This window comes from Psychrobacter alimentarius (assembly GCF_001606025.1).
In the GTDB taxonomy this organism is placed as follows: Bacteria; Pseudomonadota; Gammaproteobacteria; order Pseudomonadales; family Moraxellaceae; genus Psychrobacter; species Psychrobacter alimentarius.
Genome location: NZ_CP014945.1, coordinates 2,545,630 through 2,566,288, shown reverse-complemented (window position 1 = coordinate 2,566,288; position 20,659 = coordinate 2,545,630). Strand labels below are relative to the sequence as shown.

General features: G+C 42.2%; 16 protein-coding genes and 1 tRNA gene. 9 read left to right on the top strand and 8 right to left on the bottom strand.

Annotated elements, in window-relative coordinates; translation table 11 throughout:
- The first annotated feature begins 43 nt into the window (after positions 1 to 43).
- From eno to A3K91_RS10485, 4 genes are all read left to right on the top strand, one after another.
- Positions 44 to 1,360 carry a phosphopyruvate hydratase gene (gene eno, locus A3K91_RS10500; protein WP_062845212.1) on the top strand — a complete coding sequence of 439 codons (1,317 nt, stop codon included), beginning with the start codon at positions 44 to 46 and terminating at the stop codon, positions 1,358 to 1,360.
- Positions 1,361 to 1,490: 130 nt separating this feature from the next.
- On the top strand, positions 1,491 to 1,799 hold the full coding sequence (locus tag A3K91_RS10495) for an FtsB family cell division protein (protein ID WP_062845982.1): 309 nt from the start codon (positions 1,491 to 1,493) through the stop codon (positions 1,797 to 1,799).
- Between the two features lie 138 nt (positions 1,800 to 1,937).
- Positions 1,938 to 2,687 (top strand): 2-C-methyl-D-erythritol 4-phosphate cytidylyltransferase, encoded by a 750-nt coding sequence (ispD, locus tag A3K91_RS10490; RefSeq protein WP_416231971.1) that lies wholly within the window; start codon positions 1,938 to 1,940, stop codon positions 2,685 to 2,687.
- A gap of 422 nt (positions 2,688 to 3,109) precedes the next feature.
- Positions 3,110 to 3,718 (top strand): BLUF domain-containing protein, encoded by a 609-nt coding sequence (locus tag A3K91_RS10485; RefSeq protein WP_062845210.1) that lies wholly within the window; start codon positions 3,110 to 3,112, stop codon positions 3,716 to 3,718.
- Positions 3,719 to 4,042: 324 nt separating this feature from the next.
- Here A3K91_RS10485 and A3K91_RS10480 read toward each other — a convergent pair.
- The 3 genes from A3K91_RS10480 to pyrC form a co-directional block, all read right to left on the bottom strand.
- A tRNA-Glu gene (locus tag A3K91_RS10480) sits at positions 4,043 to 4,118 on the bottom strand.
- Positions 4,119 to 4,506: 388 nt separating this feature from the next.
- The gene (rnt, locus tag A3K91_RS10475) at positions 4,507 to 5,286 is read right to left on the bottom strand and encodes a ribonuclease T (RefSeq protein WP_084387333.1); all 780 of its coding nucleotides are present in this window, start codon (positions 5,284 to 5,286) and stop codon (positions 4,507 to 4,509) included.
- Between the two features lie 139 nt (positions 5,287 to 5,425).
- A complete protein-coding gene (gene pyrC / locus A3K91_RS10470) occupies positions 5,426 to 6,496 on the bottom strand; it encodes a dihydroorotase (protein WP_062845209.1) in 1,071 nt (356 codons plus the stop codon).
- Between the two features lie 326 nt (positions 6,497 to 6,822).
- Between pyrC and A3K91_RS10465 the strand changes: the two genes are divergently transcribed.
- Positions 6,823 to 8,061, top strand: coding sequence for an argininosuccinate synthase (locus tag A3K91_RS10465; RefSeq protein ID WP_062845208.1), 1,239 nt, complete (start codon positions 6,823 to 6,825; stop codon positions 8,059 to 8,061).
- Between the two features lie 139 nt (positions 8,062 to 8,200).
- Here the strand turns inward: A3K91_RS10465 and A3K91_RS10460 are convergent, their stop codons facing one another.
- On the bottom strand, positions 8,201 to 9,466 hold the full coding sequence (locus A3K91_RS10460) for a hypothetical protein (RefSeq protein WP_062845207.1): 1,266 nt from the start codon (positions 9,464 to 9,466) through the stop codon (positions 8,201 to 8,203).
- 137 nt (positions 9,467 to 9,603) lie between these two features.
- On the opposite strand from A3K91_RS10460, the gene A3K91_RS10455 reads away from it, so the two are divergent.
- Positions 9,604 to 10,119, top strand: coding sequence for a L,D-transpeptidase (locus A3K91_RS10455; RefSeq protein ID WP_062845206.1), 516 nt, complete (start codon positions 9,604 to 9,606; stop codon positions 10,117 to 10,119).
- Positions 10,120 to 10,246: 127 nt separating this feature from the next.
- Here the strand turns inward: A3K91_RS10455 and A3K91_RS10450 are convergent, their stop codons facing one another.
- Positions 10,247 to 11,872, bottom strand: a complete 1,626-nt coding sequence (locus A3K91_RS10450; RefSeq protein ID WP_062845205.1) for a CYTH and CHAD domain-containing protein — start codon at positions 11,870 to 11,872, stop codon at positions 10,247 to 10,249.
- A 131-nt stretch (positions 11,873 to 12,003) separates the two neighbouring features.
- Positions 12,004 to 13,590 (bottom strand): isocitrate lyase, encoded by a 1,587-nt coding sequence (locus A3K91_RS10445; protein ID WP_062845204.1) that lies wholly within the window; start codon positions 13,588 to 13,590, stop codon positions 12,004 to 12,006.
- A 771-nt stretch (positions 13,591 to 14,361) separates the two neighbouring features.
- Between A3K91_RS10445 and A3K91_RS10440 the strand changes: the two genes are divergently transcribed.
- Both A3K91_RS10440 and A3K91_RS10435 read left to right on the top strand, forming a co-directional pair.
- A complete protein-coding gene (locus tag A3K91_RS10440) occupies positions 14,362 to 15,351 on the top strand; it encodes a LysR family transcriptional regulator (RefSeq protein ID WP_062845203.1) in 990 nt (329 codons plus the stop codon).
- Positions 15,352 to 15,727: 376 nt separating this feature from the next.
- Positions 15,728 to 17,110: an NAD-dependent succinate-semialdehyde dehydrogenase gene (locus A3K91_RS10435; protein ID WP_062845202.1), complete on the top strand. Its 1,383-nt coding sequence runs from the start codon at positions 15,728 to 15,730 to the stop codon at positions 17,108 to 17,110.
- 132 nt (positions 17,111 to 17,242) lie between these two features.
- Here the strand turns inward: A3K91_RS10435 and purN are convergent, their stop codons facing one another.
- Together purN and purM are read right to left on the bottom strand one after the other, a co-directional pair.
- Positions 17,243 to 17,950, bottom strand: coding sequence for a phosphoribosylglycinamide formyltransferase (gene purN / locus A3K91_RS10430; protein WP_062845980.1), 708 nt, complete (start codon positions 17,948 to 17,950; stop codon positions 17,243 to 17,245).
- 29 nt (positions 17,951 to 17,979) lie between these two features.
- Positions 17,980 to 19,029 carry a phosphoribosylformylglycinamidine cyclo-ligase gene (purM, locus tag A3K91_RS10425; RefSeq protein WP_062845201.1) on the bottom strand — a complete coding sequence of 350 codons (1,050 nt, stop codon included), beginning with the start codon at positions 19,027 to 19,029 and terminating at the stop codon, positions 17,980 to 17,982.
- A gap of 340 nt (positions 19,030 to 19,369) precedes the next feature.
- On the opposite strand from purM, the gene A3K91_RS10420 reads away from it, so the two are divergent.
- On the top strand, positions 19,370 to 20,476 hold the full coding sequence (locus A3K91_RS10420) for an AI-2E family transporter (protein WP_062845200.1): 1,107 nt from the start codon (positions 19,370 to 19,372) through the stop codon (positions 20,474 to 20,476).
- The last annotated feature ends 183 nt before the right edge of the window (positions 20,477 to 20,659 follow it).

Genomic DNA, 20,659 nt, shown 5'->3' with positions numbered 1-20,659 from the left:
TTATCCCATAAACTTGGCATGACCAAAGGAATTAACAGACATTATGTACGCTGAAGAAACCAACAACGTCACCGCAATTAAAGACATTCGCGCTCGTGAGATTTTAGACTCGCGCGGTAACCCAACGATTGAAGCTGATGTTATTTTAGCTGACGGTACCATTGGTCGTGCTGCTGCTCCAAGTGGGGCATCTACAGGTTCACGTGAGGCACTAGAGCTGCGTGATGGCGATCAAACTCGTTACATGGGTAAGGGCGTCAAAAAAGCCGTGGCCAACGTCAATAGCCAGATTCGCAGTGCATTGATGGACAAAGACGTGACCGAGCAGCAGGGCATCGATGATGCCATGATTGCATTAGATGGCACAGAGAATAAAGACAGCCTTGGTGCTAACGCTATGTTGGCAGTTTCCTTAGCGACAGCCAAAGCCGCTGCAAAATCACAGAGTCTGCCGCTGCATCAATATATTGCCAATTTGCGCAATCAGACGTCGCTTACGATGCCTGTACCAATGATGAACATCCTAAACGGTGGCGAGCACGCAGACAACACTGTTGATATTCAAGAATTTATGATTGAGCCTGTAGGCTTCACGAACTTTTCAGAAGCGCTACGAGCGGGTACAGAGATTTTTCACAGCTTAAAGTCTGTTTTAAAATCTCAAGGCTTAAATACAGCGGTCGGCGATGAAGGCGGTTTTGCACCAAACTTACGTAGCAATGAAGAAGCCATTACGGTAATTTTGCAAGCGATTGAGCAAGTCGGTTATAAAGCAGGTGAAGATATCCATCTTGCTCTAGACTGTGCGGCCAGCGAGTTCTATAAGAATGGTCAGTATGTTTTGGCGGGCGAAGGCAACAAAGCGTTTGATAGCCAAGGTTTCTCAGACTATCTAGTAGGATTAGCACGTCAATATCCTATTATTTCTATCGAAGACGGTCTTGATGAGTCAGATTGGGATGGTTGGAAGTATTTGACCGAACAAATTGGTGATAAAGTCCAGTTAGTCGGTGATGATTTATTTGTGACCAATCCTACGATCTTGCAAGAAGGCATTGATAAGCACATTGCCAATGCGATTTTGATTAAGTTCAATCAGATTGGTACGTTATCAGAAACGCTAGATGCCATTTATCTGGCGAAGAAAAATGGCTATGCAACCATCATCTCGCACCGCTCAGGTGAAACGGAAGACAGCACCATCGCAGATTTAGCGGTTGGTACGGCTGCTGGTCAAATCAAAACAGGCTCACTGTGCCGTTCAGACCGCGTGGCAAAATACAATCAGTTGTTACGTATTGAGCAGCAAGTACGTGCAAGCTATCGCGGCCGTGAAGAGTTTATCGGTCTGCGTGGTTAGAAGCAAGTTTATAGCTAATGCTAGGCGATAAGGACTCATTGATATGAGGATATATCGCTTAGCAAATTCAGCTAATAATAAGCCTAGCTTATTTTTATTTTACAAATTTTCTGTTGTTTGGCGTGATCACATGAAATACTTTAGCCAATTTATGTTACTTGCTTTAGCGGTTGCAGTGCTGTTAGGACTGCAATATCAGTATTGGCTGGGTGAGAATGGACGATCTGGGCATAATAAATTATTAACTCAGATTGAAGAGCAGCAGCACCTAAATGATAATCAAGTCGCTGCTAATAATTTATTACGTACGGATGTCTATGACCTCAAAAATGGTCTGGAAGCAGTCGAAGAGCATGCCCGCTTGGATTTGGGCTTGATTAAACCAAATGAGACGTTTGTTCAGGTATCTACCGCGCCAACGACACATACTCGTTATTAATCTACCAAGATACGACAATACTATAAGGCACTCTATTTCTTACAGTAGCGGTGTATTTCGTATGTAATTCTATCCTAGCTTTTATTCACATTTCTTTTTAATCATACTGTCATGGGCCACAGCCTTAAGTATTATCTTATGAATCCTCTTCCTCGCACCTATGCCATGATTGTCGCTGCTGGCCGTGGTAGCCGTTTTGGTGCATCCGTTGCCAAACAATATACTCAGTTGCAAGACCAGACATTGCTACAGCTTAGTGTGGCAAGACTTGCGAGTAGCAAGTATATCAATCAATGTTTATTGGTGGTGGCCGAAGATGATATTACGGCACGAACACTCGACTTTGCCATACCTGTTTATTACGCTCTTGGCGGTGTTGAGCGTTGGCAATCGGTTCAAGCGGGAGTGTCAGCGATTGGGAGTACAGGGGCTGATGACTCAGACTTGGTACTGATTCACGATGCGGCGCGTCCAGCTGTACCTAGTCATGATATTGATCAAGTTATTAAAGCTGCATTGCTAGAGCCTTATGGTGCTATCTTAGCAACACCAGTAGCGGACACTCTCAAAACCTCGTATATCAAGTCTGTAACTACAGACAATCTATCAGATAAAAATAATCAGCGCTATTATGCCAAACGTACTATAGATAGAAGCAGCATGTGGCAAGCACAAACGCCACAAGTATTTCGATTAGGAGCGCTTAAAAAAGTATTGAATTATGTGGCTGAGCATCAGCTAACTATCACAGATGAAGCCAGTGCTTTTGAGTATTTAGACTTGCCCATCCGTCTGGTTACTGGCAGTCGCCAAAACATTAAGCTTACTTATCCTGACGATGCTTTATTGCTATCTGCCATCCTTACCGCTCAATCTGATCAGCCCTAACGTACTTTAAATAACGGTAGACTTCTCTTACCCTAAATCGCCTAAGTTGACGCGATATAGATACGATTTGAATCTGTGTCGGATTTTGTCTTATTCAATAATCGCGTTTCAAATAATTAATGTTTTGTCATCATTTTTAGAAAATAATGTTTGCTCAAGCAACTAATAGCTGTCAAAATCAATAATATGTTTTTTCTAAAAAAATGTTTACTTATAACACTTACCAATTTTATATAATCATAAGTTGCTTTGATGACGAAATTGGCCTATGATGTAACCAACTTAATACAATTAATATAAACATTTATAAAATCAATAATATACCAAACCGATTTGATACATTCAAAGGTTTAGTTTCTATGTTTTTTCTAAAGTTATTATAGTTGTCTTAGCTACATTTACCTGATTATAGGGGAAGCTGATTGTCAACATTCAATGATTCTACAAGTCCAGTAACGTCAGATCTCTGCCAGCTTGTATATCTGAGCCATATTACTTCGACTGGCCTGTCAAATGCCAGCACGCTTAATGACATTGCAGAAGTCGCTATTGAGCGTAATACAATAGAAAATATTACTGGTATCCTTTGCTACGGCAATGGCTACTTCTTACAGTGTGTAGAGGGCTCTGAAGCAGCCCTGACCAATCTTAAAAATCGCTTGATATTGGACGATCGCCATAAAGATTTAAAAATACTGGATTTTTCAGCAATTACTGAGCGTCGTTTTTCTGGTTGGTCACTACGTTCTATCACGCTCGAACGTTGGATGACAAATGAGCCTAGACTTAAATCGTTTATGCCATTTAAGCCTGACAGTTGGGACTCTAATGAACACAAGGAATTTTTAGATATTTTGAAAGACTATTACGATGAGCAGTTAGAAAGCGGTGATATCGACACCCAACCTATTAAATACAGTACGTTAGGTCTCACCTTGGGTAAAGTAGTAGGGCAGCACCAAGCATTCTTATTGATCCAAGCCATCTTAGGTGGATTGATTATACTAGCCCTCATTTGGCTGATGCTATAAAAGCGGGTGTGGTTGTTTTTACAAGAAAATAGTATCTACTCATAAGAGCCAGCATTTAATGCTGGCTTTTTTAATGAACGTTATAATAACATCAAAGGCGTCAATCTGAAGTTAGGCATAGCAAGCGTTTGAACACTGATAATAGCGACATTAATCGTTATATGCATGGAATCGCTTAAACTAAGTTTTGAAAATATAATTATAAAACTTACGAATATAAAAAAGCCCGCATCACAGTATATTGTGATGCGGGCTTTTGATGGTACGCTTATTAGTCTGATTTGATGCTTGGTAGCAGTTTTGCTAATAAGTGACGCCGAATAGTGGCGTCCCCAGGGGGATTCGAACCCCCGTTACCGCCGTGAAAGGGCGGTGTCCTAGGCCTCTAGACGATGGGGACTAGTAACAACACTTCAACTGCTTTCACCATTTATGCTGAAGTGGTGCGTATTCTAATAGCCTCTGCGTTTTCTGTCAAGACTTTTTTTCCGCCTTTTTGCAATTAAATATCTTTTTTTGAGTGCGCGACGAGGATGTAGGTCTTTACGCTTTAAATGATACCGAATCCATAAAGAAGTACAAGTACTGATAGTCAGCGCGAGCAACATATAACCGATGATGGTGCCCCATAACTTAAATTGTGGATCCATGATAACGTCCCTCCCATTAAGTCTGCATATTTTTCTTCGCTCAAACCAGTGCTGCCAACTTAGACCTCTATAAAGTTATTAAGTATTACAAATAGCATTATTATGCGTGGTTAGCAATATATGATGTGTGAGAGTGCCTCATTCCTCTTCATTATCTGCTGATGACTCTTTGGTAGGCTCAGCATGCATCATATTCGATAGCATGGGGTAATGATTGAGAATGTAGCAGAACAGCTCAGCTGTCTTTTGTGTGTCATATAGCGCCGAGTGCGCATCTTTACCATCAAAATCCAGTCCTGCTGCTTTACAAGCGCGTGCTAATACAGTTTGACCAAATGCCAGTGCTGATAATGTAACGGTATCAAACACTGAAAAATTATGAAAAGGGTTATGGCTTTTACTATTGGTACGTAGTACTGCGGCATTCAAAAAAGACAAATCAAAGTGCGCGTTGTGTCCGATTAAGACGCATTGACGGCAGTCTTCTGCGCGGCGTACTTCTTTTAGTCCCTTAAAAATACGGCGTAAGGCTGTTTTTTCATCTTCAGCAATTGCTTTACGCATCGGATTGGTCGGGTCGATACCTGTAAAGGCAAGAGCGCTTGGTTCTAAGTTTGCACCTTCAAACGGCTCGATATGAGCGTTAAACGCATCGCCTGGATAAAACACACCTTCTTCATCTAATAAGATAGGAATACAGGCAATTTCTAACAACGCATCCGTTTGTGCATTAAAACCTGCTGTCTCTACATCAACCACAACTGGCAAAAACTTACGAAAGCGGTCTTTTAAGCTCAGTGGCGCTCGTTCTTCTGTCACAGTATCTTCAGTAGGGATACTTGAGTCGTTATCAGGTGTGCTATTTAAGTGGTGTGTTGAATGGGTATCAGTTAAGGCGGCATCATTTTGAATGGTCATATCAGGTTAAATCGCTTTTATCAGTCGTACTGTTATATTAAATAAACAAAGAGATCTCCTACGATAAAAGCCATATTCCTTTATATAAGGAGATTACTCATATCGTAGGATAAAGTAAAAATGTTTTACTGAGTCTGCTCTATGCTTTGATAGACCAAGGCAACGTTTCACCAGCCATAAGCGGCGTTAGTGAACCGCCGTCAAAATAAGGATAACTTGCAGGTACTTGCATTGGCGTATTGACAAGCGTTATTTTACTTTCGTTTAGGGGTAGGCCATAAAACTGCGCCCCAAAACGACTGGCAAAGCCCTCTAGCTTATCTATCTTGCCCACACTATCAAAAGCGGTGGCATATAATGGTAAAGCCGTCTCAGCGCTGTAACAGCCAGCACAACCGCACGCCGCTTCTTTTTTGTCTGTTGCGTGCGGGGCGGAGTCAGTTCCTAAAAAGAACTTAGGATTGCCACTTGTTGCAACGTCTAACAAAACTTTCTGATGACTTTCACGCTTCAAAATAGGTAAGCAATAAAAGTGTGGTTTGATGCCACCGACCAACATATGGTTGCGGTTAAACATTAAGTGTTGCGGTGTGATAGTAGCAGCAATATGATTGCCTTGAGCCAATACAAAGTCTGCCGCATCACTTGTGGTAATGTGCTCCATGACGATTTTTAATGTAGGGAATTTGGCAATAATTTGTCCCAATACTTCGTCCAAAAAGCGCTTCTCGCGGTCAAAAATATCCACATGATCTTGGGTTACTTCACCATGAAGTAGTAAGGGCAGATTGTACTTTTCTAATGCTTCAAAGACATCAACACAGGCATTAATGTTAGTCACACCATCAGATGAGTTGGTCGTGGCTCCAGCAGGGTACAGTTTGACTGCCTGAACGATTCCTGACTTAGCCGCTGTTTCGATATCTAGTGCCGTCGTATTGTCTGTCAAATACAAAGTCATGCGTGGATCAAACGCTGTTTTTCGCTCAGCATTCAGATCACTGGCTTGTAAATGCGCCAAGATGCGAGTGCGATAGGCAAGCGCCTCATCAGCGTTTTTAACGGGTGGTACTAGGTTTGGCATACAAATCACGCGATTAAAGCTGTTGGCTGCATGCGGTACAGTAGTGCTCAAAGCTTTGCCATCACGCAGGTGAATATGCCAATCGTCTGGCTGGAGGAGGGTCAACTCTCTAATCGAATCAGTCATAATGTCGTCGCGCTCTATATCGTCATATATGGAAGTAAAAAGGAGGGAGTACTGTAGTGCTATCATAACAGATTTGCCTACTTGACTAAATATGCGACCAAATATAGGTAGATAATTCGTTTAGCTGTCTTTTGTGTATCTTTATGACATATGGTTTTGACAAAGCCGTCCAAAATGTAATGCTTGAATTTAAACCAAAAGCGAGCGCCTAATGGCAGTTAGACTTTTGCCTATAGTAAATATGATGTACACTGAGCAAGTAATTCATCTTTTGATTCAACCTTAGCGCTATCGCTAACGCTACATTCTCATAATAGGAGTTGTTCATGGCTCAGCTTGATCCAAAAAATATTAATAAAATCGTATTGGCATATTCAGGTGGCCTTGATACCTCAATCATCGCTAAATGGCTACAAGAAACTTATGATGCCGAAGTGATTACCTTTACCGCTGACATCGGTCAAGGTGAAGAAGTCGAGCCAGCCCGAGCTAAAGCCAAGGCCATGGGTATTAAAAATATTCACATCGAAGATTTGCGCGAAGAGTTTGCTCGTGACTATGTGTTCCCAATGTTCCGTGCCAATGCCATTTATGAAGGCGAATACTTACTAGGTACTTCTATCGCGCGCCCATTGATTGCTAAGCGCTTGGTTGAAATTGCTAAAGAACACAATGCCGATGCCATCAGTCATGGTGCGACGGGTAAAGGCAATGACCAAGTACGTTTTGAGCTGGGTGCAGTTGCTTTGTCACCAGATGTGGTAACGATTGCACCTTGGCGTGAGTGGGATTTGTCTAGCCGTGAAAGCTTGATGCAATATGCAAAAGAGCATGACATTGCGATTGATTATGCAGGTAGCACAAAAAAATCTCCTTACTCAATGGATGCCAACTTACTTCATATTTCATATGAAGGCGGTGTGCTAGAAGATCCGTATGCTGAAGCCGAAGATGACATGTGGCGCTGGTCAGTCAGTCCAGAAGAAGCACCTGACGAAGCACAATACTTAGAGCTTGAGTATAAAAAAGGCGATATCGTTGCAATCGATGGCGAAGCGCTTAAGCCTTTTGAGGTCATGATTAAATTAAACGAGATCGGTGGTAAGCACGGTATCGGTCGTTTAGATATCGTTGAAAACCGTTATGTTGGTATGAAGTCACGTGGTTGCTACGAAACACCAGCTGGCACGATTATGCTAAAAGCGCATCGCGGTATTGAGTCATTGACGCTAGATCGTGAAGCGGCTCACCTAAAAGATGAGTTGATGCCACGCTATGCAAAAATCATCTATAATGGTTATTGGTTCAGCCCTGAGCGTATGATGTTGCAAGCATTGATTGACAAGTCTCAAGAGTACGTAAACGGTACTGTGCGTGTCAAACTATACAAAGGTGCTGTGAGCGTAGTCGGCCGTAAGTCAGATGATTCATTGTTTGACGAAAAAATCGCGACTTTTGAAGACGATGCAGGTGCCTACGATCAAAAGGATGCAGAAGGTTTTATCCGTCTAAATGGTCTCCGTCTTGCTATCGAAGCCAGCCGTGGTCGTGACTTATCAAAATAAGCTTTTACACGACATTATAGTTGAGTAGACGTTAATCAATAAAAACAGAGGTGCTATTCATAGTGCCTCTGTTTTTTTATGGGTAATAGATCGTTAGCAAAATGAGTTTTCATTTTTTTTCTTTAGTCGCTATATGGCCTCATTTGTCTGTTGCTATTTCTTCAGTGCTAGATTCATCATCTACTCTGACAATGGCCACATCTTGCTGCTGACGTTCCTTAATGACTTCCTGCTCTAATACTTCTTCTGTCGCAAGAATGTGACCATTGGACTTTTGAGTCTGATATTTAAGAGTGGCAAGCGCACCCAGCGTACTGATGACGAGGATAATGATAAGAATGACCGGATTTTTCCAAAGCGGCGTTGCGGCATCGTATTCAATCGGTTTTTCACTGATCGTTGCAGGAATGTTGTCGTTGTTACCACCGATTAATCCCAAACTAACTAGTGGGGGTTTGGGTGGATTGACAGGCTCAGAATTCACGCGCAGTCGGTTGCGACTAAGGTAGATATCAGATATTTTTGCCAACTGTAATAACCAACGTTGATGCGGTAAGGCAATGGCTGGCATGTCTGCAAATACCAGCATGTCATTATGGCGTCCTTGCTGTAGATTATCAGGGGAGCGACCGATGGCTTTTAGATAATTGCCTGTTGCCATCTGCATGTCTTGTACAGGTTCCTGATTTTCAGGTTTGAATGAGGTAAGCTCATACCAATAAGTGTCAAAAGCGGGCGGGGTATCTAACAGCTGCTCAGCCTTTAGAAGAGGTAGATCAGAAGCGTTTTGTTCTGTGTCTGAACTACTCTCTAATAATGTGGATTGTTCTATGCTATCAGGGCTGACGGCTACCGATTCAGCTGATGCTAAATCTGGCTGACTCACATCAAAACGTTTCGCTGACAAAAACTGTGGCTGCAAGGCAAACCACTTATTAATCTCATCATGATCAAGTTGACTGTACTCTGTCAAAATAGCCAATTCACGCAGCACGACCACACACAAGGATGTCAATAAAATTTGAACTTGCGGTATTTTTGCATCAATGTTTGAGGCGATGTGTTCACTGGCTTTGATCACGCATTCATTGTCATGAAAGATAGCATCGGCGGCGTCCTGACGATGGTATAACGTCGCATTGATGGTCACAAAATTCATAGAATTGTATTGCCGCAGTTCTTTGACCGCTGCGCGACCAAATAGTTTTTTACTGACGGCTTGCCCTTTATGATGCTGTTGATAAACAAGTAAGGCGCTTACAATAGCCTGTAAACTGGCATCCATAGCTAGACGAGCTTGAGGGAGTGAAAGCTGCGCCGCATCTGCCAATAGTGACAGCATAGGCTTGGTATCTTGATATAGAAAATCATACATCGACACACGTGTCGGTGAAATAGTCGTCATAATCTGCTAGCATCAAAAAGTGTGCTTCTATCTTACGGTGCCAAAAGCCTGGTTACAATCCCTTGATAATAGAAATTTTCACAGATTTTTATCAAAAATGTCGTAAGTCATACTATCGATAACCACTGGACGTGTTTATGAATCATCATCAAAACTCTGATAAACAATTAATCATCAATATTGCTGAGCAAACATTGACGGTATATCAGCAACAAAAAAAAATACTAAAGTACCCAGTCTCTACGGCTAAAAACGGTATTGGTAGCCAAGAAGATAGTGGTTGTACGCCGCTAGGTCAGCATGTCATTGCAAAAAAAATAGGGGGTGACTCTCCTATAAGCTCTGTGTTCGTTGGACGTGTACCTACAGGTGAGAAATATGATGCAGCGCTTGGCGAGCTTCATCCTGAGCGCGATTGGATACTGAGCCGCATCTTATGGTTAAGTGGTCTTGAGGAGGGTGTGAATAAAGGCAGCAACATTCAAGGCGTGTGTGATACTTATCAGCGTTATATTTATATTCATGGAACCCCAGACACTGAGCCGATGGGTGTACCACTCTCACATGGCTGTGTACGTATGCGCAATGAAGACATCGTTGAGCTGTTTGAACAGGTAGAAGAGGGCGTGTCCGTGACTATCATGGCGGGTTAAACTGAGTTTAGACAATCAAATATTAAGCAGCAAATAACACTTAGCGACAAATAGTACTTAAAAAAAGACAGCTCCTATAAAAGAAGCTGTCTTTTTTATAGCATGGGTTATTTATCCATATCTATATTTACCAAAACTTTTTTCCATCTTTTAGTTTCATTAAACGTTTCTCAGCACGTTGGTGGTCTTTTTCTAAGGCAGCTATTATCCAACCTGCGCCATATAACGCGTTGCTGTCCGATGCGGATTTTAGCTGATAACGCTGCTGATATTGTGTATAAGCCTGATATTTATTCAAGGCTTTTTGCGCTTTTGTCAGATTCTTGAGCCAAAGCTTGGTTTTCTTTTTAGACGATTTTTTATGAAATACTGGTGCAGAAAATTCACTCATATAGCGTAGTGTTTTTAGTTGACGGTACAATTCATATTGAGGATGCTCTTCATCGCTACTTTTTGAATCATCGCTTTTCATTTCTGAAATTTCTGCTTCTAAGCTTTGTGTATCGTCAATCTCACTATTTTCTATATCATCACGTTTTTTATCAAGGTTGAGCAAGTCTTTGTATTGCTGAGACAGAATTTTAGCCAGCTTATCGATGGCCAGTTTGTCATTTTGAGGTTCCAGTTTTGGATCGCTCATGGTGAAGGCTATCAGCTCTAGCAATATCAGCTGAAAGTCATTGGCTTTTACCGCATCCATTGGCTTGATTTTGAGCGTATCAATGTCTGTTGTCCAGTCAGTTGCAGGCGCGCCGAGTTCTTGCAACTGGGGTTCAAGGTGTTCTGCTAGATATGTCAGCTCACGATAGTCATCAAGTAGGGTCAAGGTTTGCTTTAGAATAGGCTGCCAATCAGGATTGATCTCATCAGAGAAGCTTGCAAATGTTGTTATTGCCGTCAGCAAACGGTCGATACCAATGTAAAACTGCAAGATATGCTCATGGTCAGTACTACCGGCGACGATGGCACTGCTGTTGGGTAGAATTTGGATGAGGCAATTATGGACAGCTGCGCGCACAAAAGTAGGCAGGCTGGTTTTTCGACTGACGTTTAGCTCATTAAGGTTTGCGCCAATCGCTTGGCTATGAGATTGCCCTCTAATAAGTAGTCCACCGCGCTCAGCTTTGGTCACGGTAGAGAGGCTGAGCTTATAGCGTTTGCACCACGCTTTGGCTGTTGTAAATAAAAAGTCTAAATCACCTGATATCAATTCAAACTCAATTTCTTGAATGGCTTCTCGTTGGGTGTCGTCCTCACCATGGATGATTTCTCCTTGATCATAAGCGACCTCGATACAGTTATCTGTACTATCCTCAAGGGCGTCACTGGTCTTTTCTGTTAGAAACCGTGTGGTGCGCTCGACATCGGTGACATAGCGTTGTGTCAGTTTTTTGGCCAACTCTTTAAGCTTGAAGCCATCGAAAGCAGCGGCAGCGGGCGTATCTTTATAAATGCCTAAATCAGGCATGAGCGCATTGTTATCGAGCATTGCCTGTACCTGTTCGTTATCTAGTATGGCATTATGTTCTAGACGTGCTGCAATACCATCGCCGCCAGCTTTGAGGGTTTGTACCCAAGCATCCCCTTCTTTGCGAATACGCAAACCAATACCTGCTTTTGCTAGCTGCTGGTCAAGAGTGTCGTAATAATGCGCCGCCAGTTGCGTCAGCTTTGAAGATTTGACTTGTACTTGACGCATCAGCCCTTTTAGTCGTGATTCTGGCACCAAAAACTTCAGCTCTATCTCTTGCATAATGGCTCCTAGTAATTCTGAATAATGATTATTAGTCTACCACTCTATGAGTGTTTAAACCGCAACAAAAAAGCCGCTCTATCTTAAGTAGAGCGGCTTTTTTTGTAACGTAGGATTATAGATATTGGTGATTAGAACTGGTTCATCGTGTTTTTGCCGCCGCCTGCTTTTAGCGCGTTGTCACCTGAGAAAATCTCTTTGTGATCATCACCAAGGTCAGAACCTGCCATTGCTTGGTGCTTGACACAAGCGATGCCTTCACGGATTTCTTTACGTTGTACGCCAGCGGCATAAGCAAGCATACCTTCTTCACCAAAGTAGCCTTTAGCAAGCTCATGCACGCTTAGAGCGGTAGTGTGATAGGTCGGTAGCGTGATTAGATGATGGAATACACCTGCTTCACGTGATGCATCACGTTGGAAGTTCTTAGCGGCGATGTCAGCTGCTGCATCAAGCTCAGTACCGTCATAATCAGCACTCATCAAGTCCGCTTTATTGTACGCCGAGATGTCTTTGCCTTCTTCTTCCCACTGAGCGATGACTTGCTTACGGAAATTAAGCGTCCAGTTGAATGATGGGCTGTTGTTGTATACCAATTTCGCTTTTGGCTGCTGCTGTTTGATACGGTCAACCATCATTTTGATGTGTTCTACGTCTGGAGTTGGTGTTTCGATCCATAGTAAATCCGCACCGTTTTCTAGCGCAGTCACACAGTCAAGTACAACACGGTCAATGTTGGTCTCTTCACGGAACTGGTATAAGCCGTTTGGTAGACGAACGGGACGTACTAGTTTGCCGTTATGCTTAAGTAAGCTGTCATTTTCTTTTGCATCTTCAAGCGTGACTTCTTCCATTTCGATAAAATCGATGTATTTAGAAGCAAGATCGCCTGGCTCATTTGATACTGGGATTTTTTGCGTTAGTGATGCGCCTTCAGAGTCAGTACGAGCAACGATCACACCGTCTTCAACCCCAAGCTCTAAGAAAGCATAACGAATAGCGTTTAGCTTAGAGATGAAGTCTTCATGCGGTACGGTTACTTTACCCGCTTGGTGACCACACTGCTTAGCGTCAGAAACTTGGTTTTCAACCTGAATCGCACAAGCACCCGCTTCGATCATCTGCTTAGTCAATAGGTAAGTGGCTTCTTCATTACCAAAACCTGCATCGATATCAGCGATGATTGGCACTACATGCGAATCAAAGTTTTCGATTTTTTCTAAGATAGCTGAGGTGTCTTGACCTGCTTCTTCAGCAGCGTTTAGCTCACGGAAATAATCATTCAATACTTTGGCATCTGCTTGACGTAAAAACGTGTAAATCTCTTCAATCAGTTTGGGTACTGATGTTTTTTCATGCATAGATTGGTCAGGTAGAGGACCGAACTCAGAGCGTAGGGCCGCTACCATCCAACCTGATAGATAAATGTAGGTTTTGGCTGTAGTACCAAAATATTTTTTCTTAGCGTACATGGTTTGCTGTGCCACAAAGCCATGCCATGCCCCTAAAGACTGGGTATATTGAGACGTATCATTGTCATAATCTTCCATGTCTTGACGCATGATTTTTGCAGTATATTTGGCGATATCCAAACCTGTTTTAAAGCGGTTTTGGGACATCATACGTGCTGCATCAGTCTCGCTAATGTTCTGCCAGTTACCGTGCTTTTGCTTTAATTCACGTACTAAGTCGATCGCTGATTTATATGCAGTTGACATCTGTAGTCTCCTTGGTGGGGTATGAAAAACAAATAAATTAAGTGCTAAAATAGTGACAATTGGGTATGACTAAAAAATTCAGTTTTACTAAAAAGTATATATTTAGACTTGCTACGAACGGTATTGACATCTCATTTAGAGCCAGCGTAACCATAAATTATTGGTCAACGTCTTATTTACACTAAACAAACCCAGCAATGAATACAAGGCAATTACTGAACTCAGCAGTTAGAAATAATTAGCGATATATCGAAGAAGATGGGTTCTGTTCGCATATTCTGAGGCGTTTGCGCTATTTATCGCCCCATGAGGGCATAACTGACAGTAAGAGATGGTACAATAACAGACAGTTTTGACGATAAGTTGCTGGTCATAAACGCCTTAACTAATGATACTTCTAGTATGAAAGCCAACAATATTTTAGTTAAGGTAAATATCCTAATATATTGAATGGTTGTTTCAGTCTGTAAAATAGCATCGGCATGCTTACCTAATTTTTATTGTCTGTGTCACAAATCATCCATGAGACTCACTATAACTGTGTCACTAAGATTTATCTAATTTATGATTATTATCTTTAGTATTTTATTTAATTATAATGTATGTAAAACAGTATCTTACAGTAGGTAATTTGAGTTATAATTGACAAATACTGTATGAATTTGACCGAAAAACAGTAAAATTTCGCTGTGTTAAATTATAAACAACTGAAACAGCACCAAAAATACCAAGTTTTTTATGGTATTTATCCAAAGGCTAAGAGACATATATATGAATTTGCAGCGGGTAGATTTAAACCTATTGGTACATTTAGATGTGTTGCTACGAGAAAAAAACGTCACTCGGGCAGCTGAGCAGCTTGGAATTACCCAACCTGCGATGAGTAATATATTACGTCGTCTTCGAAAGTTATTTAATGACCCATTATTAGTGCGTTCCTCAGAAGGCATGACGCCAACGGAACGCGCCTTGGAATTGCAGCCTCGTATTCGTGAGATACTTGCTGACTTGACACAAGTATTAGAGCCACGCACAGAGTTTCGCCCTTATAGCACCTCGCGTGTCTTTCGTATTATGACGTCAGATTATGCAGAGGCGACATTAGTACCCAAATTGGTTAAGGCGCTGCGTTCTGAAGCGCCCAACGTTATTTTAGACTTTTTGACCCCATCTGACGTCTCTTATCGTGATATGGAGCAGGGTCGAGTGGATTTGGCAATCAATCGCTTTAATGAAATCCCCCAAAGTTTTCATCAAGTATTAGTATGGCGTGATACCTTTAGTTGTTTGCTGTCTTCTGAAAGCCCTTATGCCAATCGCTTTAATCTAAAAAACTATCTAAAAGCCCAGCATGTGTGGGTATCTAAAACGGGTATGGGCGTCGGTTTTGGTGTCAATCCAGAAAAGTCTGGTGGTCTTGGCTCTATTGATCAAGCCCTCCAGCGCTTGGGTCAAAAACGTCAAATCAGTGTCTTTACTCGCCATTATCAAATGCCTGCGATGCTTGCCGCCAATAAAGATTTGATTGCAACCTTGCCGACTCGTGTGGCAAGAATGCAGGCCAATAATGACAGTATTATGATGGAAGAGCCGCCATTTTTTATTCCTGAATTTGAGCTAACCATGGCATGGTCACCGTTATTACAGCACCATCCTGCTCATCGCTGGTTGCGTCAGCTCATCATGCATGTGGCTCGTCAGGTGGTCGCAGAAGAAGAGAATCCGCCACAAGATATTCCTGTGACCAATCACTTGTTTTAATACGAAAGGAATCTTTTAAGGCATGGCGCAGCTTTTTCGAATATTTCTGCTTTATCATTAAATAGAAAACCAGCGAACAAGCTGGTTTTTTGTTGTCCAAATTCTGTCAAAAAAAATATTTAAGGCGTAGTTAATAAGACAGTCACATTATTAACATCTTATGCACACTTCTTCATAACTTGTAAAACTACTGCTCATACAGTTTGTTATGATGATTGCACTTTAAGAAAAAAGATACGTACAAGGCTTATTATTAAGCCCAGCAACATTATCTATATTTGTAGAAAGATGCATAATTCATAACTCAATCCTATACATTTCTTAAATAACGAAGCAATTAAACCAATAAAAATTCCTAATAATAAGGACAAAAGTCATGGCAGATATTACTACGGTAAACCCAGCAACGGGCGAAAATATTAAAGAATACAATTACATGAGTAAAGATGAGGTCAATAAGATTGTTGATGCCTCGCACGAAGCGTTTTTAGAATGGCGTAAAACCAGTCATGAAGAGCGTGCGAAAGTGATCAACTCTATTGGCGATACTTTGATGAAATACAAAGAAGAGTTGTCTAAATTGATGACTGAAGAGCGTGGTAAGCTTTATAGCCAGAGCTTGCAAGAAGTAGATTTGTGTAAAGGCATTTGTGATTATACTGCCGAGAATGGTATTACTGCTCTTGCAGATGATGAGCGCGAAATCGAAAACATGAAAAAGGGTATCGTTACCTATCAGCCTATTGGTGTGATCTACGGTATGCAACCTTGGAACTTTCCAGCATATCAAGTATTCCGTTATACCATCGCCAATCTGATGGCTGGTAACAGTATTTTACTTAAGCATGCAGCAAATGTGACTGGCTCAGGCCTATTGATTGAAAAAATCTTCCACGAGTCTGATTTACCAAATGACTTATTCCGCACTATCTTAATCGATCACGATCAGTCAGAAGAATTGATTGGTCATGATAAAATACGCGGTGTGACTCTTACAGGTAGTGATGGTGCAGGCAGTATCGTTGGTCAGCAAGCTGCAAAAGCCATCAAAAAAGTGGTTCTAGAGTTGGGTTCAAACGATGCATTCATCGTCCTAGAAGATGCCGATTTAGATGTCGCAGTAGAAACTTGTGCTCAAGCGCGTCTGATTAATAATGGTGAAACTTGTGTGGCCGCGAAGCGCTTCATCGTTGTTGATAGCCTGTATGATGACTTCCGTCAGCGCATCGTTGAAAAGTTCGAGAACGTAAAAACAGGCGATCCAATGGATGATGGCTCAAACATTGGCCCATTAGCTCGCAAAGATCTGCAAGAGAAGTTGCATGAGCAAGTAGAAGAAAGTGTGAAAAAAGGCGCTACTATCGCAACAGGTGGTACCTTACCAGAAGGTAAAGGCAGCTTCTACCCAGCAACTATCTTAGAGAACGTTGAAAAAGGCCAACCAGCTTATGACGACGAATTGTTTGGACCGGTGGCATCACTAATACGTGCCAAAGATCAAGACGATGCTTTGCGTATTGCTAACGACAGCCGTTATGGCTTGGGTGGCGCAATTTTCTCTAAAGATGAAGAGAAAGCGATTCGCCTAGCTCGTGAAGAGTTTGATACAGGTATGGTCTACATCAATGGTTACGGTCTTGCAAACCCAGCACTTCCATTTGGCGGTGTTAAAGACTCAGGTCATGGCCGTGAACATGGTGGATTTGGTATCAAAGAATTTGTCAATATTAAGGCAGTACATGTATTTGATGGTAAATAATACTTGCAAAGGTAGTACCAATTTTTAATAAATACTGCTTATTAACTTATATATCAAAAAGCCCAGTCATAAGTGACTGGGCTTTTTTTGTTTAACTGTCTTTGAATAATAATTTTTTATCTTATTATCCCATCAACTGTCTAGATACAGTTTCAAAGGCAAAGCTGGTAAAAAAGTGCTGGCCTGACTATTTGACTCACCGTGATTCAATGATAATACGCCTTTTGCCAATAATAAAACGGTCCAAGGTAGCAATTGATGCTCAAGCTTCTGGACACGCTTCTGCAAATTCTCAGCCGTATCTTTTTGATCCAAAGATAGGACAGCTTGGGTCAGAACGGCTCCAGCATCAAGCTCAGCGGTCACCACATGAATGCTACAACCATGATGATACTCACCTGCTTGTATGACGCGTTTATGCGTATCAAGACCCTTATAGGCAGGCAGTAGAGAAGGGTGCAAATTGATCATCGGTGCTGGTGAGTTATTGATAAATGAGGCACTCAATACCCGCATAAAACCTGCCAGCACAATGAGATCTGGTTGCCATGCTTGAAGCTGCTCACTGGCATGGCGCTCAAAGGTTTTGATACCCATACGCTTGCCACTAGCAACGTGTGACAACACGGCCACTGGAATAGAGGCAGCATTGGCACGTGTGATGGCATAAGCGTCATCACGATTGCTAATCACCCCAACTATCTCGATGGGTAGCGCGCCGGCTTGCATGGCATCGATCAAGACTTGTAGATTGCTGCCGCTACCAGAGACCAAAACCGCCACTCGTAATGGTTTGAGCGTTTGGTTTGGATGATTAGTCGACACAGTATCTATGGGCATGGTGTCAACAGATTTGATATCAACAGGCATTAACGATATACCACCGCGTCGAAGTCACGATTGACCATTTCACCCAATTGCCATGCCTTCTCGCCTGCATCGTTTAACGTTTTGATTGCGCTCTCAGCTTTGTCTTTAGGAACAACGATGACAAAACCAACGCCGCAGTTAAAAGTGCGATACATCTCGCTTTGTTCGATATTACCCTGAGTCTGCAACCAAGTGAATAGCTCTGAGAACTGCCAGCTATTGGTGTCGATACTGGCGGCCAAATTCTCTGGTAAGACACGAGGTAAGTTATCGGTCAGACCACCACCTGTGATGTGAGACATCGCATGTAAAGCTGAACTGCCAAGAGTGTCTTGTAAGGCTTTGATGGCCTTTACATAGATACGAGTAGGGGCCATTAGTGCGTCTTGGATAGGTTGACCATCTAGCTGCTCATCGCTGCTAGTCACATCAACACCGCTTACTTCGATGACTTTTCGAACCAATGAGTAACCATTAGAGTGCGCGCCACTTGAAGCAAGTGCAATCAGTACGTCACCTTCAGCAACATTTTCACCCGTGATGACTTCGCTTTCTTCAACCACACCCACACAGAATCCGGCCAAGTCGTAATCTTCATCTTGATACATGCCTGGCATCTCAGCCGTTTCGCCGCCGATCAATGCACAGTTTGATAGCTTACAGCCTTCACCAATACCAGTAACCACAGTAGCAGCGGTATCGATATCAAGCTTGCCTGTTGCATAATAATCTAAAAAGAATAACGGCTCTGCACCGCATACCAATAAATCATTGACGCACATAGCGACCAAGTCGATACCGATTGTGTCGTGACGATTTAGCTGCAAGGCCAATTTGAGCTTAGTACCAACGCCGTCAGTACCCGATACTAATAAAGGCGACGTGTAACCAGTTGGAATGCGACAAAGCGCTCCAAAGCCGCCAAGTCCGCCCACAACCTCAGGACGAGAGGTGGCTTTTGCCACTGATTTAATACGTTGAACCAGCGCATCGCCAGCATCAATATCAACGCCAGCATCTTTGTAGCTTAAAGAAGGCTTGTTACTCATGGTCATCTCACAATTTTATAGGGGAATGAAGGTCAGTCAGTAGAAAAGCGAATCGGTCATGTTAATTTTGCTGATAGTGCGCGCATTATACCCAAAAATGCCCCTCACTCGCAAAGCAACTTGCCGATATTTGGCTGATTTTCACTAGGATTTGCTATAACTCATCAATCAGACGTCAAGAAACAAAAAAATGACGGATTTTTTTTTGGACTCTGCGATAATGGAACGCTAAATTTATTGTCAATAACGGCTCATTATTATACTGGTGTTACTCAATAGATATAAGATCTACTCAATCACGCCGATGTCTTAAATTAGCCCTGTCATAGGATTGCTTATCATGATAAACCAACCAATAGATCCCTTTTTTCGGCGTTTATTTATTGTCGTTGGTCTGGTTGTCGCTATTTATTTATTATATTTGATGCTACCGGTCATTATGCCTTTTGTCGTCGCTTTCGTACTTGCATACCTGTTCAATCCGCTGGTGAGACGTTTGTCAAAGTATCTCAAACGTTGGGTGGCGATTATCATTGTGTACTCCACCATTACTTTTGGGATGGCATTACTACTTTGGTGGTTAGTCCCGACATTGTGGTATCAGTTGCAAGCCGCGTGGGAGTACTTGCCTAAAGTGCTGAATTGGTACAATCAAGTGGTACGTGAATGGTTTGTGGCTAACACTCCCATGCGTCTGCCAAGGCTTGAGTCCAAAGAGTTTTCTGATACTTTGCTAGATTATATGCAAACGAATTATAAATTTTCAGATGCCAGTACCTTGATGAGTCAAGTCATTGCATCGAGTATGATCTTTATCAACAACGCAGGACTTATTGTACTTGTACCAATTCTGACCTTCTATTTCTTATTTAATTGGGACAAGCGCTTGCATACATGGAAGATGGCACTCCCTGCCTCTCATTGCGAAAGAATTATTCATATCGCTCAAGAATGTGATCGTGCGCTGATGGCTTTTATCAAAGGTCAGTTACTGGTGATGGTGCTACTAGGGGCTATTTACGCAGTACAGCTACAACTGATTGGGCTTGAGCTTGGACTTATCATTGGTATGGTTGCAGGTATTGCAAGCTTTGTTCCTTACTTGGGTTTTGGTATTGGTTTTATTGCCGCCATCATCGCCTGTCTATTTCAGTTTGGACTAGATTGGACATATTTGGCGTTGGTTGTTGGTGCGTTCTTGGTCGGGCAGGCAGCAGAAGGCTATATTCTACAGCCATTGCTCTTAGGGGATAAAATCGGTTTATCACCATTATGGGTTATTTTTGCTGTACTAGCAGGAGCCAGCCTGTTGGGCTTCGTTGGTATGTTGATTGCCTTGCCCGTTTCTGCTGTGCTTAATGTATTGTTCCGCCATTTATACGCTTACTATCGCTCAACGGATTTTTATAGAGGCCGTAAACAACTGGTTTTGTTTAAAAAAGAGTAGGTAGGTCATTAGTTAGTCAATTGGGCCATGGAGTCTTGATGACGAATGGCAAGGTAGGAAAGCAGCGCCTATTCAACCTTAATCTGTAAAAGACTTGTCAGTCATTTTGCAAATATGTTATATATAGGCGCAGTATTGATGGTATAAGTTGCTATCAAGCATGTCAGGCACAAGCGTCATTTT

Bases quoted from the DNA above. Each gene is read 5' to 3' on its own strand.
- eno (WP_062845212.1), top strand. From the start codon at position 44: ATGTACGCTGAAGAAACCAACAACGTCACCGCAATTAAAGACATTCGC.
- A3K91_RS10495 (WP_062845982.1), top strand. From the start codon at position 1,491: ATGAAATACTTTAGCCAATTTATGTTACTTGCTTTAGCGGTTGCAGTG.
- ispD (WP_416231971.1), top strand. From the start codon at position 1,938: ATGAATCCTCTTCCTCGCACCTATGCCATGATTGTCGCTGCTGGCCGT.
- rnt (WP_084387333.1), bottom strand. From the start codon at position 5,286: ATGACCATTCAAAATGATGCCGCCTTAACTGATACCCATTCAACACAC.
- pyrC (WP_062845209.1), bottom strand. From the start codon at position 6,496: ATGACTGATTCGATTAGAGAGTTGACCCTCCTCCAGCCAGACGATTGG.
- A3K91_RS10465 (WP_062845208.1), top strand. From the start codon at position 6,823: ATGGCTCAGCTTGATCCAAAAAATATTAATAAAATCGTATTGGCATAT.
- A3K91_RS10460 (WP_062845207.1), bottom strand. From the start codon at position 9,466: ATGACGACTATTTCACCGACACGTGTGTCGATGTATGATTTTCTATAT.
- A3K91_RS10455 (WP_062845206.1), top strand. From the start codon at position 9,604: ATGAATCATCATCAAAACTCTGATAAACAATTAATCATCAATATTGCT.
- A3K91_RS10450 (WP_062845205.1), bottom strand. From the start codon at position 11,872: ATGCAAGAGATAGAGCTGAAGTTTTTGGTGCCAGAATCACGACTAAAA.
- A3K91_RS10445 (WP_062845204.1), bottom strand. From the start codon at position 13,590: ATGTCAACTGCATATAAATCAGCGATCGACTTAGTACGTGAATTAAAG.
- A3K91_RS10440 (WP_062845203.1), top strand. From the start codon at position 14,362: ATGAATTTGCAGCGGGTAGATTTAAACCTATTGGTACATTTAGATGTG.
- A3K91_RS10435 (WP_062845202.1), top strand. From the start codon at position 15,728: ATGGCAGATATTACTACGGTAAACCCAGCAACGGGCGAAAATATTAAA.
- purN (WP_062845980.1), bottom strand. From the start codon at position 17,950: ATGCCCATAGATACTGTGTCGACTAATCATCCAAACCAAACGCTCAAA.
- purM (WP_062845201.1), bottom strand. From the start codon at position 19,029: ATGAGTAACAAGCCTTCTTTAAGCTACAAAGATGCTGGCGTTGATATT.
- A3K91_RS10420 (WP_062845200.1), top strand. From the start codon at position 19,370: ATGATAAACCAACCAATAGATCCCTTTTTTCGGCGTTTATTTATTGTC.